The organism is Rhizobium sp. A37_96, from assembly GCF_053521765.1.
The window spans coordinates 1288375-1300643 of the sequence record NZ_JBNWDS010000001.1 but is presented as its reverse complement, the minus strand read 5'-3'; the positions used below and the strand labels follow the sequence as shown (position 1 = coordinate 1300643).

Annotated in this window: 14 protein-coding genes; 8 read left to right on the top strand and 6 right to left on the bottom strand. The window is 62.0% G+C overall.

The window, feature by feature from the left end:
• Genes ACQZ6J_RS06310 through ACQZ6J_RS06295 form a run of 4 tightly spaced genes read right to left on the bottom strand, consistent with a single transcriptional unit; the run spans nt 1 to nt 3746 of the window.
• Nucleotides 1–837, bottom strand: coding sequence for a carbohydrate ABC transporter permease (locus ACQZ6J_RS06310; RefSeq protein WP_449082682.1), 837 nt, complete (start codon nt 835–837; stop codon nt 1–3).
• Complete coding sequence (locus tag ACQZ6J_RS06305; protein ID WP_163986912.1) at nt 834–1757, bottom strand: carbohydrate ABC transporter permease; 924 nt, start codon at nt 1755–1757, stop codon at nt 834–836. Before ACQZ6J_RS06305 ends, ACQZ6J_RS06310 begins: the two co-directional genes overlap by 4 nt.
• Nucleotides 1750–2913, bottom strand: coding sequence for an ABC transporter ATP-binding protein (locus ACQZ6J_RS06300; protein WP_449082679.1), 1164 nt, complete (start codon nt 2911–2913; stop codon nt 1750–1752). The genes ACQZ6J_RS06305 and ACQZ6J_RS06300 overlap by 8 nt, the downstream gene beginning before the upstream one ends.
• The gene (locus ACQZ6J_RS06295; protein ID WP_449082677.1) at nt 2910–3746 is read right to left on the bottom strand and encodes a metallophosphoesterase family protein; all 837 of its coding nucleotides are present in this window, start codon (nt 3744–3746) and stop codon (nt 2910–2912) included. Before ACQZ6J_RS06295 ends, ACQZ6J_RS06300 begins: the two co-directional genes overlap by 4 nt.
• A 231-nt stretch (nt 3747–3977) precedes the next feature.
• On the opposite strand from ACQZ6J_RS06295, the gene ACQZ6J_RS06290 reads away from it, so the two are divergent.
• From ACQZ6J_RS06290 to ACQZ6J_RS06265, 6 genes are all read left to right on the top strand, one after another.
• Nucleotides 3978–4187: a SlyX family protein gene (locus ACQZ6J_RS06290; protein ID WP_163986909.1), complete on the top strand. Its 210-nt coding sequence runs from the start codon at nt 3978–3980 to the stop codon at nt 4185–4187.
• A 121-nt stretch (nt 4188–4308) separates the two neighbouring features.
• Nucleotides 4309–5061 (top strand): peptide-methionine (S)-S-oxide reductase MsrA, encoded by a 753-nt coding sequence (gene msrA / locus ACQZ6J_RS06285; RefSeq protein WP_449082675.1) that lies wholly within the window; start codon nt 4309–4311, stop codon nt 5059–5061.
• A gap of 122 nt (nt 5062–5183) precedes the next feature.
• Complete coding sequence (locus ACQZ6J_RS06280) at nt 5184–6107, top strand: bestrophin family protein (RefSeq protein WP_449082673.1); 924 nt, start codon at nt 5184–5186, stop codon at nt 6105–6107.
• Nucleotides 6108–6171: 64 nt separating this feature from the next.
• A complete protein-coding gene (locus ACQZ6J_RS06275) occupies nt 6172–6711 on the top strand; it encodes a sigma-70 family RNA polymerase sigma factor (protein ID WP_449082671.1) in 540 nt (179 codons plus the stop codon).
• Nucleotides 6698–7468 carry an anti-sigma factor family protein gene (locus ACQZ6J_RS06270; protein WP_163986905.1) on the top strand — a complete coding sequence of 257 codons (771 nt, stop codon included), beginning with the start codon at nt 6698–6700 and terminating at the stop codon, nt 7466–7468. The genes ACQZ6J_RS06275 and ACQZ6J_RS06270 overlap by 14 nt, the downstream gene beginning before the upstream one ends.
• Nucleotides 7469–7490: 22 nt before the next feature.
• Nucleotides 7491–8207, top strand: a complete 717-nt coding sequence (locus ACQZ6J_RS06265) for a Bax inhibitor-1/YccA family protein (RefSeq protein ID WP_163986904.1) — start codon at nt 7491–7493, stop codon at nt 8205–8207.
• 413 nt (nt 8208–8620) lie between these two features.
• On the opposite strand, the gene dgoD is transcribed toward ACQZ6J_RS06265, so the two are convergent.
• Complete coding sequence (gene dgoD, locus ACQZ6J_RS06260) at nt 8621–9769, bottom strand: galactonate dehydratase (protein WP_163986903.1); 1149 nt, start codon at nt 9767–9769, stop codon at nt 8621–8623.
• Nucleotides 9770–9800: 31 nt separating this feature from the next.
• Nucleotides 9801–10595 carry a FadR/GntR family transcriptional regulator gene (locus tag ACQZ6J_RS06255; protein ID WP_449082668.1) on the bottom strand — a complete coding sequence of 265 codons (795 nt, stop codon included), beginning with the start codon at nt 10593–10595 and terminating at the stop codon, nt 9801–9803.
• Between the two features lie 367 nt (nt 10596–10962).
• On the opposite strand from ACQZ6J_RS06255, the gene ACQZ6J_RS06250 reads away from it, so the two are divergent.
• Both ACQZ6J_RS06250 and ACQZ6J_RS06245 read left to right on the top strand, forming a co-directional pair.
• Nucleotides 10963–11394 (top strand): OsmC family protein, encoded by a 432-nt coding sequence (locus ACQZ6J_RS06250; protein ID WP_449082666.1) that lies wholly within the window; start codon nt 10963–10965, stop codon nt 11392–11394.
• A gap of 221 nt (nt 11395–11615) precedes the next feature.
• Nucleotides 11616–12224, top strand: coding sequence for a TetR family transcriptional regulator (locus ACQZ6J_RS06245; RefSeq protein WP_163986900.1), 609 nt, complete (start codon nt 11616–11618; stop codon nt 12222–12224).
• The last annotated feature ends 45 nt before the right edge of the window (nt 12225–12269 follow it).

Here is a 12269-nt window from a genome sequence, read left to right as displayed (position 1 = left end):
TCAGCCCTTGAGACCGGTCATGGTGATGCCCTCGACGAAACGCTTCTGTGCCAGAAGGAATGCGACGACGAGGGGAAGGGTGATGATGAGGGTCGCCGCCATGAGCGCGCCGTAGTCGTCGCCGGCTTCGGCGGCGCGGAAATACATGAGGCCCAGCGGCGGCGTGGCGTAGTCCTGCTTGCTGATGACGATCAGCGGCCAGTAGAGGTCGTTCCAGTGCGCGACGACCGAGAAGATCGCGAAGGCCGTGACTGCCGGCCACGCATTCGGCACGATGACGCGGGCGACGATGCCGAGTTCCGACATGCCGTCGAGGCGGGCGGCATGGATCAGATCGTCCGGCATGGCGCGGAAGAACTGCAGGAACATGAAGATCGCGAAGACCGAGATCGAGAAGGGCGCGACCAGGGCCGTGTAGCTGTTCAGGAGCGACAGGCTGTTGAAGCCGACATAGAGCGGCAGCGCCGTCGCGTGGATCGGGATCAGCAGGCCGAGCATGACCAGCACCATCATGGTGCGCGCGGCCGGGAACTTCAGCTTGGCCATGGCATAGGCGCAGGGAATGGCGATCAGCACCTGGAAGAAGAAGATCAGGCCGCAGACGACGACGCCGTTGAACAGCAGCGTGCCCATCGACACCTTGCTCAGCGCCTTGGTGATGTTCTCGATGTAGAAGAAATGCGTCGGGATCAGCTTCAGCGCCGAGGTGAAGATATCGTCCTGCGCCTTGCCGGCCGTCGAGATCATGAAGATGTAGGGCGCCAGGAAGACGAGCGAGCCGAGGACCAGCAGGGAGAGGCGCAGGATGCGGCCGGGAGTGAAGGCTGTGGAGGTCATGTGTAGTGTACCTGCCGGTCCTGGACGCGATATTGCAGGAAGGTCAGCACCACGAGGATGGCGAGAAACACCGTGGTCATCGCCGAGGCATAGCCGACCCGCAGATAGACGAAGCCTTCCTGGTAGATGGTGAAGAGCAGGACTTCGGAAGCATGGTTCGGGCCGCCGTCGGTCAATGCCTTGACGGTGTCGAAGACCTTCACGGCGTTGATGATGCTGATCGTGGTGACGAAGAGCGTCGTCGGCCCGAGCATCGGCCAGGTGACGAGCCAGAAGCGGTCGAATGCCGATTTTGCGCCATCCACTTCGGCAGCGGCATAGAGCTCGCGCGGGATGGCGGTGAGGCCGGCCAGAAACAGCACCATGTTGAAGCCGACCGACTGCCAGACGCCGATGATCGACAGGCTGTAGAGGGCCGTGGCCGAGGAGCCGAGCCAGTTCGGGCCGCGCACGCCGATTTCCGCCAGAAGCGCGTTGATCGGGCCGATGGTGGGATGGAAGAGATATTGCCAGACGGTCGCCATCGCCACGATCAGCGAGGCGACGGGCAGGAAGTAGGCGGTGCGGAAGAAGCTGCGGCCGATGCCCTCGCTCTCGATCAGCAATGCGACGCCGAGGCCGAGCACGATCGAGACGGGTGCGACGATTGCCGTATAGACCGTCGTGTTCCACAGCGATTTCAGAAAGGTGCGGTCTTTCAGCAGATGCGCATAGTTTTCGAAGGCGACGAAGCGCAGGCTGTTGTCGCCAAGTTGGAAATCCGTGAAGCCAAGCACGACGACGGCGACGATCGGTACCAGGATGAACAGCACGATGAGAACGATGGCGGGCAGGGCGAACAGCAGCGCCGTGCGGGCTTCGCCGCGCTCGCGTGCCGCCGCCGCCCGCATCGGCAGGGATGTGGCGGCAATGCTAGCCATGCGCCTTCTCCCGCGTGGCGTCCACGGTGAGCGGAACGGTGCGCAGGCGGCTGCCGTCCTCGGCAAAGACCATGGCCTGCTCCGGCGCAAGCGTCAGTGCGACGGGCGTGCCCGCCGAGAGGCCGGCGGCCTCGGCGGGGGTGAGCTTGACGATCATGGTCTCGCCGATGGCGTCGAGCCTGGCATGGAGGATGACTTCGGAGCCTAGGAATTCCATTCGCTCGATGCGGGCTGCGATCGCGTCCTGACGGCCCTGGGCGAGCGTTACGAATTCCGGGCGGATGCCGAGCGTGATGGTGTTGCCGGCAAAGCTGCCGTCTTCCAGCGCGAGCCGGATGCCGCCGAAGGCGACGACGCCGTTTTCGGCCAGCGCCGGCAGAAGGTTGATGCGCGGCTGGCCGACGAAGCGGGCGACCTCGATATGCGAGGGATCGTCATAGATCGTCTGCGGCGAGGCGAGCTGCAGCAACTGCCCGCCGATCATCACGGCGACGCGATCGGCCATCGACAGAGCCTCGGCCTGGTCGTGGGTGACGTAGACCGTGGGGACGCCGGCGCGGCGATGCAAGTCGACGATCTCGCCGCGGGCATGGACCCGCAGATTGGCGTCGAGATTGGAAAGCGGCTCGTCCATGAGGAAGACGCTCGGGCGGCGCACCATGGCGCGGGCCAGCGCCACGCGCTGGCGCTGGCCGCCGGACATCTGGCCGGGCTTGCGGTCGAGCAGGTGGTCGATCTTCAGCGAGACCGCCATTTCGCGGACGTCGCGGATGATGCCGGAGCGCACCGCGCGCTGGCCGGGGATCAGCGAGCCGATGAAGGGCAGGCGCTGCGTGCGCGTCAGCCGGCGCATGGCGAGCGGCACGGCAATGTTTTCCGAGGCCGTCAGATGCGGATAGAGCGCGTAGGACTGGAAGACCATGGCGATGTTGCGGTCTGCCGCCGCAACGCCGGAAACGTCGTTGCCGCCGAGGATGATTTCGCCGCTGTCGGCATGGTCGAGCCCTGCGAGGATGCGCAGTAGCGTGCTCTTGCCGCAGCCGGACGGGCCGACGAGGGCGATGAATTCGCCCGGCTCGACGTCGAGATCGACACCCTTGAGGATGGCGTTGCCGCCGAAGGATTTGGCGATGCCGCGAAGCGAGAGTGCGCTCATTCGGTCGACTCCTTCTGGAGCTTCGGGGCGGCCAGCGGATAGACTTCCATCACGACGTCGTCGAGGAAGTAGGCGGTCATGCCGGGAACGGCGACGATTTCGGTCGATGCGTTCTCGCCAAGCTCGTGGACGGCGGCGCCGATCAGCCGTTCGCCCGGCATTTCGCGTTCCATCTTGTCGAGGATGAAGGCGCCGGGCGGTGCCCAGACCAGGTTCGTGTCGTTGAAGCGGCCTTCCCAGGTCCAGTGCAGATGGCCGCTGCCGAACAGGGCGACGTCATGGGCCGAGATCAGATCATAGAGCCGGCGGCGCTGTGCCGGGCGCACGCTCCAGTAACCGGTATCGCCCTCGTCGGGCGCATCGACGAACAGCGGCTTGTGGGCGAACAGGGCCACGCGGCGGTCGCCACGGCTTTCGAGCATATGCTGCAGCCAGTCGAACTGCTTCTGCTCCTCGGCATCCTCGAAGCCCATCAGCAGGCTGTTGAGGCCGATCAGCCGCCAGTTGTCGACATCCTTCGCCCAGTAATCCGGGCCGACGAGCCGGCGCCAGCGGTCCAGCCGCTCGGGATTGACGGGCTGATGGGAGCCGGGCAGGTGGCCGACATCGTGGTTGCCGGGCACGATCAGCATCGGCACGGAAACCTGCCGCATCATCTCCATTGAAAAGATCAGATCTTCGTCCTTGTCGGCGCCGTCGACGCTCAAGTCGCCGGTATGGACGACGAGGTCGGCGCCACTTGCCTCGATCCATTTCGCCAGCGGTTCCCAGTTGCCGTTGAAATGCGGCTTGTTGGGGCTCAAATGGGTGTCGGTGATCTGGATGATCTTCAAGGCGCTTCTCCGAAGTCTTCAGAAAGGGTGCGCCAAAGGGATTGCCTTCAAACCGGCGCGTCTCTGCGCTTTCTTTAGAAGGCCCCCATGTCAGTTAGGTAACGGGTCTTTTCAGCTGTTTTTCAGTTTTGTCACATCGCCGTCAAACGGCGCCGGCGACCGCTTCACGCCGACCGGGAGCACTGTACGCGGCGGCCCCGGTGTTATAGATCGTTGCGAAAGGGATCAGATATGTCAGACGAACAGAGCCGCATCATCAAACTCGAGGAAACGGTCGCCCATCAGGCGAAGACCATCGAGGAACTGTCCGACCAGCTCGCGGAGCAATGGAAGGTCGTCGAGCAGACCCGCCAGAAGCTCGATCGGCTGACGGAGCGCTTCCTGACGCTGGAGGAGCAGTCGCTCGACGCGCCAGCCATTACGAAGCCGCCGCATTACTGATCCTTTCCGGCGCTTCGTTCACGTTTCGGTGTTTCACGCGGGCGTGTGTAACAAAAGGGCCTGTCTTCCCGTATTTCCTTGTGACCGGAGCATTTACAATCTCGGTCGAGAGGAAATCATCATGAAGACTTTATCGACGGACATGATCCGCATGTATTCGGCACGCGTCACCCGCTTTGCCGGTCTCGCGGCGGGTGCGGTGTTGCTTGGTGGAGTTGCGCTGCAATTTGTCGGCCGTGCTTCGGCCGAGGATGCGCGCGTCATTCCCCCGCCGAGCCAGGACGAAAAGGCGGCTTCGGCAGGGACGGAAACGGTCGTGCTTGCCGGCGGTTGCTTCTGGGGCGTGCAGGGCGTGTTCCAGCATGTCAACGGCGTCGTCAGCGCGACGTCAGGCTATGCCGGCGGCAACAAGGATGCGGCGCACTATGAAATGGTGAGCACGGGCGATACCGGCCATGCCGAGTCGGTGCGTATCGTCTTCGATCCGCACAAGATCAGCTATGGGCACCTGCTGCAGATCTACTTCTCCGTTGTTCATGATCCGACCGAGCTGAACTATCAGGGACCGGACAGCGGCACGCAATATCGCTCGGCCATCTTCCCGACCAGCCAGTCGCAGGCCGATATCGCCCGGGCCTATATCGACCAGCTCAATCACGCCAAGGTCTTCGATGCCGCGATCGTCACCAAGATCGAGCCATCCAGGCAATTCTATGCCGCGGAGGACTATCATCAGGATTTCTTGACGACCCATCCGAGCTATCCCTATATCGTCATCAACGACCTGCCGAAGGTGAAGAACCTGGAGCATCTCTTTCCCAAGGATTATCGCGCCGACCCGGTTCTGGTGACGGCGAGCGCCAGCGCGAACTGACGGCTCGGTGACCGGCGAGGGATGCTCACCGGTCACTGTCGCCTTGCAAGAAATGCTCGTTACTCCCTGCTCGTCTGGTGTATTGCTGGCTCACCAGATAGTCATCGAGAGTACGCTTCGCCATGATCGTCCGCGACCGGCCGAATCTTCTGCAGCTTTTTTTCATCGTTCGCGGTTCGATCATTCGGCGCATCCTTCCGCAGATCATCGTCATCTTCCTGATGTCGGCATTGATCGTCTGGGGGCATGAGGAGAGCCCGAACCTGGTCGTTTCCTTCAACGGCTCGTCACTTTCCCTGCTCGGCATAGCGCTTTCGATCTTCCTCGGCTTCCGAAACAATGCCGCCTACGACCGCTGGTGGGAGGGACGGCGCGACTGGGGGCAGCTCGTCTATGTTGCCCGCGGCTTTGCCCGCCAGACATTGGTGCTTGAAGCGGAAGGCGAGGCGGGCGGCGACATGCGCAAGAACCTGCTGCGCCTGACCATGGCTTTCGCGCAGGCGCTTGTCTGCCAGCTGCGGCCGGGCAGCGATGAGAGCAAGGTGCTGCGTTTGCTGACGGCAGGCGAGGCCGATCTCTATCGCACGGCCCGGAACCGGGCGGACCTCATCCTGCGCCTGATGTCGGCCGATCTTGCGCGATCGAAGGCCGCGGGCGCGATCTCGGATATCCAATACCAGATGCTGGATATCAGCATCGGCCAGATGGGAGCCGTTCAGGCCGCATGCGAGCGCATCCGCAACACGCCGCTGCCGTTCGGCTATACGCTGCTGCTGCACCGCACCGCCTATCTCTTCTGCTTCCTGCTGCCCTTCGGCTATGTCGATACGCTCGGCTGGGGCTCTCCTTTCGTCACGGCCCTGATCGCCTACACCTTCTTCGGTCTCGATGCGCTCGGCGACGAACTGGAGGACCCGTTCGGCCAGCGCCCCAATGCGCTCGCCATCGGCGCCCTTGCCGATACGATCGAGATCAATCTGCGCGAAGCGCTCGGCGAAACCGACCTGCCGCCGCTGCCGCAGCCGAAGGATTTCGTGCTGATGTGAAAATCGGCAAAAAATATTCGACAAGTCATGGAATAGAATCCGAAGTGCTTCCGTATATAGGTGTATGGAACGCAAAGGACGCACATTCGATGTTTTGGGGCAGCTCGGTTCGCTGAGACGCTATGCCCGCTCGCTCGTGCGCAATGCGGACGAGGCCGAAGACCTGGTGCATGACGCGCTGGTCAAGGCATACGAGCGCAAGGCATCTTTCCGGCGCGATGGCAACCTGCGCACCTGGCTGCTGTCGATCCTGCACAATGTGCATATCGATCGCCTGCGTCACAAGAAGTCGCTGAACCGTCGCCATGAAGAGGCGGCGGCCGAGCTGGAGACGGCGTTGCCGGCGTCGCAGGACCATACGGTGCGGCTGAGCCAGGTTCGTGAGGCCTTTTTCAACCTGCCCGAAGAGCAGCGCGAGGCGCTGCATCTGGTGGCGATCGAGGATCTTTCCTATCAGGAGGCGGCATCGGCGCTTGGCATTCCTGTCGGCACGCTGATGTCGCGCATCGCGCGGGCAAGGACGAGCCTTAGAAATTTCGAAGAGGCGACCTCCAAGGTCTCCCATTTGCGGCTTATCGAGGGAGGCGGCAATGAAAATCGTTGATCCGATCATCGATACCGATCTCGACGCCTATGTCGATGGGGAGCTCACTCTCGGCCGCCGTGTCGAGGTGGAATCCTACCTCTCGGAGCATCCCGAGATCGCCGCCAAGGTGATGGCCGACATGAGCATCCGTGGCGAGTTGCGCATGGCCTTGGCCGGGGAAAGCCATGTGGTCCGGGCAGAAACGCGGGAAGCCGCGCGACGGCTCGAGCGCGGGCTGGTCTACGGCCGCATGCTGGGCTCTTTCCAGCGCGTTGCCGCCGTTGCCGTGCTGGTGATGACCGGTTGGGTCGCGCATACGTCCTTCGGCGCCTTCACGGCGAGCGAGGTCAATGCGTCCGTGCCGGCGCCGGCGTTCGTCGACGATGCGGTGCGCGCCTACAAGACGACCACGGTGCGCGAAGAGGTCAAGCCGCAATCGGTGGCGGAGAATTACAATCCGGAAGAAATCCGCGCGTCGACGGCAATCGTATTGCCGGACCTGCCAGGCGACTGGCGCGTCACCGATGCCCAGATCTATCCGTCCGAGTTTGGCCCGAGTGTCGAAATGATGGTCGATGCCGGCAAGGACGGGCATTTGTCACTGTTCGCCGTCCGTCCGGGCAATTTCGCCGTGCAGGAGGTCAGTCACATCAAGCGTGACGACGTCCAGGCTGCCTACTGGCAGATCGGCGAAGTCGCCTATGCGCTGATCGGCAATGGCCAGGCGGGTCAGCTCGACGGCGATGCCGAAAAGCTTGCCCGCAGCCTGTACTAGTTTGAGTTAAAGGAGAACGACCATGAATCCGACCAATCCGCGATACGGCTTCGGAGCCGCCGCCGGCTCGCAGGCGCTCTTCGACGAAGGTCTGCGCAAGCACATGCTGCGCGTCTACAACTACATGGGCATCGGCCTTGTCGTGACCGGTATCGTCGCGCTGATCGTCGGCACCACGCCGGCGCTCTACGTGCCGATTTTCCAGAGCCCGCTGAAGTGGGTCGTCATGCTGGCGCCGCTCGCCTTCGTGCTCTTCTTCTCGTTCCGCATCCAGTCCATGTCGGCCAGCACGGCGCAGACGATGTTCTGGGCGTTCTGTGCGGTCATGGGCCTCTCGCTGGCCTCGGTTTTCCTGGTCTTCACCGGCACGAGCATCGCCCGCACCTTCTTCATCGCCGCGACCATGTTCGGCGCGACCAGCCTTTACGGCTACACGACGAAGCGTGATCTTTCCAACATCGGCTCGTTCCTGATGATGGGCCTGTTCGGCGTGGTTATCGCCAGCATCGTCAACATCTTCCTGGGTTCGAGCGCGCTGCAGTTCGCCATCTCGATCATCGGCATCGTCGTCTTCGTCGGCCTGACCGCTTGGGATACGCAGAACATCAAGGAACAGTATGCCGAGAACCACGATCAGGAATCGCAGCAGAAGCTCGCCGTCTTCGGTGCCCTGTCGCTCTACCTGAACTTCGTCAACATCTTCCAGCTGCTGCTCAATTTCACCGGCGAGCGGGAGTAGTTTGAAATTGCCTGCTTGAGCATGGTCAGAGCCAAAGGGCACTCCACGCCTTTGGTGACCATGCTCCGGTAATGCGTCTCCCTGGGGGCTTGTTGAGACGCATGAAGCGCCTGCAGTATCTGCGCCGATACTGCAGGCGCAACTTTTTGAAGGGTGCGGCCGCTGGCCCAGGGCGAAAGCGGACTTGCCGCGACGGCGCCGGACTATCGCCGGAAACATCGGCAGACGAGACGCCGGATCTGACGGCGTGGCCGCCCATCGACCGTCTTCGCCGCAGCGCGGCAAAGGGGAAAGGTGCCGGATTAAGAGAGCATCGGTCAAAAGAAAGGGCCCGACAGCGCAGATGTGCTGCTGTCGGGCCCTTGAACCTTGGGGATGTAATATCCTTCTTCCGTCAGAAGAAGGTCACGATCCTACCACTCTGCGACGCTGCCGTCTTCGTGGCGCCAGACCGGATTGCGCCAGCGATGGCCTTCCTTGGCGCGCTCGATGACATAGGCTTCATCCACCTCGATGCCGAGGCCGGGACCCTGCGGGATCGACACGAAACCGTCGGCATACTGGAACACCTCCTTGTTGGAGATGTAGTCGAGGATGTCGTTGCCCTTGTTGTAGTGAATGCCGAGGCTCTGTTCCTGGATGAAGGCGTTGTAGCTGACCGCATCGACCTGCAGGCAGGCGGCAAGGGCGATCGGGCCGAGCGGACAATGGGGCGCCAGCGCCACGTCATAGGCTTCCGCCATCGCGGCGATCTTGCGGCATTCGGTGATGCCGCCGGCATGGGAAAGGTCCGGCTGAAGAATGTCGACATAGCCGTCCGACAGAACCGACTTGAAGTCCCAGCGCGAATAGAGGCGCTCACCGAGCGCGATCGGCGTCGAGCAATGGTTGGCGATTTCCTTCAGCGCCTCGCGGTTTTCGGAGAGGACGGGTTCCTCGATAAAGAGCAGCTTGTAGGGTTCCAGCTCCTTGGCAAGCACCTTGGCCATCGGCCGGTGGACGCGGCCGTGGAAATCGACGCCGATGCCGATATAGGGGCCGATCGCCTCGCGGATGGTGGCGATGGTCTCGACCGCCTTTTCCACCTTGTCATAGGTGTCGACGATCTGCATTTCCTCGCAGCCGTTGAGCTTGATCGCCTTGAAGCCGCGGGCAACGACGTCCTTGGCGTTGTTGGCGACGTCGGAAGGGCGGTCACCGCCGATCCAGGAATAGACCTTGATCCTGTCGCGCACCTGGCCGCCGAGCAGCGAATGGATCGGCTGGCCCAACGCCTTGCCCTTGATGTCCCACAGCGCCTGGTCGATGCCGGCGAGCGCCGACATGTGGATGGCGCCGCCACGATAGAAGCCGGCGCGGTACATGACGGTCCAATGGTCCTCAATCAGGAAGGGGTCCTTGCCGATCAGGTAGTCCTCCAGCTCGTGGACGGCCGCTTGCACGGTCAGCGCGCGACCCTCGACCACGGGCTCGCCCCAGCCGACGATGCCCTCGTCGGTTTCGATCTTCAGGAACATCCAGCGCGGCGGAACGATGTAGGTCGTCAGTTTCGTGATCTTCATGGGAATGCTTCCAGTTCGGCTTCGGATTGTATCAGCGGCGCGGCGCCGCGGATTTCGGGGTATCGGAAATGGGTCTCCGGCCATCGCGGGACTGCCGTTCGACCGCGAGGTCGCGGACGGCAAGATCGAGCATGCGATGGGCGCAGTCACGCGCGGCGGCGCGGTCGCGAAGGCGCAATGCTTCGACAAGTTCGCCGTGAACCGCGATCGCGTCGTCGCGGCTATGGGCGGCGACGTTGGAGGCATGGAGCGCATATTTCAGGCCGGCATGCATGGCGCTGGACAGGCGGCGGAAGACCTGGTTGTGGCTGGCGCCGAGCAGTACCTTGTGAAAGGTCACGTCGGCCTCGGTGAAGCGCTCCGGATCATCGCCGCTGTCACGCATCTGCTGCCACGCATGCTCCAGATCGGCAATTTCCCGGGCCGTGGCGCGCTCCGCCGCATATTCGGCCGCCGCGGGTTCTATGGTGCGGCGTGCTTCCAGGATGGAGCCGAGAATGTCGAAATCGGCAATATAGGGGCCCATCCATTCCAGGACGTCCTGATCGAGAATGTTCCAGTCGTCCCTATCGCAGACGGTGGTGCCGATGCGCGGCTTGCCGCGCACAAGCCCTTTCGATTCCAGCACCTTGAGGGATTCGCGGATCACCGTGCGGCTGACGCCATAGATCTGGCAAAGATCGTTTTCGCGCGGCAGCGTCGAGCCGGAGGGATAGCGTTCGGCGCAGATGTCTTCGGCGATCGAGGCGGTGACGTTCCTTCTTACGCGCGGACGGCGCGCGGGTTGAGCCGAGGAACTGTCCTCCTGTCCTTCAAGAGAATTCACCCTATCTCCTCCACGCCGCTTTGCATGCTCCCCGAAATCTCGTGACGGGGGACCTATGCGGGCTTTTGGCGCAGCCAATGCCAGCTTCGTTTCAAACGTTTTCCGTATGGGCATCAAGATACGTCAATCATCATACATTAGCAAGTATTTTGTATGATGATTAAATGGCATTATCTTATCGCGGAAGGGAACAATCCGCCGTGCCGCATCTTCTCAAGGCGGCGCTGCCGTTGTTATGGCGGCGTCGTCTTCGACCGATAGAAAGTCTATGGTGGCCGCGCGGCGGGTGATGAAAATCATTTGCTGCTGGTCATCGCGGGAAAGCGGGTTCCGCTCCCGAAGCTCATTCAACGACAAGGAGGACGACATGCAGATCAATCGCACAGGTTCGGCTCAATGGTCCGGTGGCTTGAAGGACGGCAAAGGCCAGATCTCGACGCAGAGCGGCGCGCTCAATCACTATCCTTACGGCTTTGCCAGCCGCTTCGAAGGCGTTGCCGGCACCAATCCGGAAGAGCTGATCGGCGCGGCGCATGCGGGTTGTTTCACCATGGCACTGTCGCTGATCCTCAACGAGGCCGGCTTCACCGCCGAAAGCATGGAGACGACGGCCAAGGTGACGCTTGAGAGCGTCGAAGGCGGTTTCGCCATCACCGCGATCCACCTGACGCTGACGGGCAAGGTTCCCGGCGCCGACGAGGCGACTTTCACCGAACTTGCCAACAAGGCAAAGGCGGGGTGCCCGGTCTCCAAGGCGCTCGCCTCTGTTCCGATCTCGCTGGAAGTTCGCGCCGGCTAAACCGCCTCTGCGACAAAATGCCGAACATGTCGATACCGGTCCGTATGATGCGTTGTCGATGATTTAACCCTTGTTTCAGGTTGTTCGGCGCATTCTCGGTGTAATCAATAGGATCCGAAAACCGCCCACGGTTGTGGGCGGTTTTCTTGACATCGACACTCTGATGGTTTACGAGTGACGAAAGTTGAAAATCGTCACTCGTAAACCATCAGGCTCTGCTTATGCTCGACCTCCCCGACGTTAGCGCCGATTCTGCCCGTCAGGAAAACATCACGCGGATTCTCGAAACCGCCGAAAGGCTGTTTCGTCACTACGGCTACAGCAAGACGACCGTGGCCGACATCGCCCGCGATCTCGGCATGTCCACGGCGAATATCTATCGTTTCTTCGGTTCCAAGGCCGACATTCATCAGGCGCTCTGCGGGCGCATGCTCGATCAGAGCTACCAGATGGCCTTATCCGTCCGCAATCAGCCCATCAGCGCATCCGAACGGCTGCGGGCCTATACCATGGCCCAGTACAAGATGACGCTGGAGACCATGCTCGACGAACAGAAGGTTCACGAGATGGTCGTCATTGCCATCGAACGGGAATGGCATGTCATCGAGGAACACATCTATCGCATCCAGGAGGTGATTACCGAGATCATCGCTGAGGGCATCGCCGCCGGCGAGTTCGTCGATCAGGACCCCCATGTGGCATCCAAGTGCTTCGGCGCGGCTACCGTCGACCTCTGCCACCCGCAGATGGTCGCCCAGGGCCTCAACAAGACATACCAGGCCCGACCTGAAGAACTCATCGAGTTCGCCATCCGAGCCCTGAAGAAATAGCAGCCTGCGCACCGGATAGCCGGTGCGCGCCAGTTTTTGTTCGCA

Excerpts from the sequence above, each read along its gene's own strand:
- ACQZ6J_RS06290 (WP_163986909.1), top strand. The coding sequence starts at position 3,978 with ATGTCAGACGAACAGAGCCGCATCATCAAACTCGAGGAAACGGTCGCC.
- ACQZ6J_RS06250 (WP_449082666.1), top strand. The coding sequence starts at position 10,963 with ATGCAGATCAATCGCACAGGTTCGGCTCAATGGTCCGGTGGCTTGAAG.
- ACQZ6J_RS06265 (WP_163986904.1), top strand. The coding sequence starts at position 7,491 with ATGAATCCGACCAATCCGCGATACGGCTTCGGAGCCGCCGCCGGCTCG.
- ACQZ6J_RS06245 (WP_163986900.1), top strand. The coding sequence starts at position 11,616 with ATGCTCGACCTCCCCGACGTTAGCGCCGATTCTGCCCGTCAGGAAAAC.
- dgoD (WP_163986903.1), bottom strand. The coding sequence starts at position 9,769 with ATGAAGATCACGAAACTGACGACCTACATCGTTCCGCCGCGCTGGATG.
- ACQZ6J_RS06300 (WP_449082679.1), bottom strand. The coding sequence starts at position 2,913 with ATGAGCGCACTCTCGCTTCGCGGCATCGCCAAATCCTTCGGCGGCAAC.
- ACQZ6J_RS06270 (WP_163986905.1), top strand. The coding sequence starts at position 6,698 with ATGAAAATCGTTGATCCGATCATCGATACCGATCTCGACGCCTATGTC.
- ACQZ6J_RS06305 (WP_163986912.1), bottom strand. The coding sequence starts at position 1,757 with ATGGCTAGCATTGCCGCCACATCCCTGCCGATGCGGGCGGCGGCGGCA.
- ACQZ6J_RS06310 (WP_449082682.1), bottom strand. The coding sequence starts at position 837 with ATGACCTCCACAGCCTTCACTCCCGGCCGCATCCTGCGCCTCTCCCTG.
- ACQZ6J_RS06275 (WP_449082671.1), top strand. The coding sequence starts at position 6,172 with ATGGAACGCAAAGGACGCACATTCGATGTTTTGGGGCAGCTCGGTTCG.
- ACQZ6J_RS06280 (WP_449082673.1), top strand. The coding sequence starts at position 5,184 with ATGATCGTCCGCGACCGGCCGAATCTTCTGCAGCTTTTTTTCATCGTT.
- msrA (WP_449082675.1), top strand. The coding sequence starts at position 4,309 with ATGAAGACTTTATCGACGGACATGATCCGCATGTATTCGGCACGCGTC.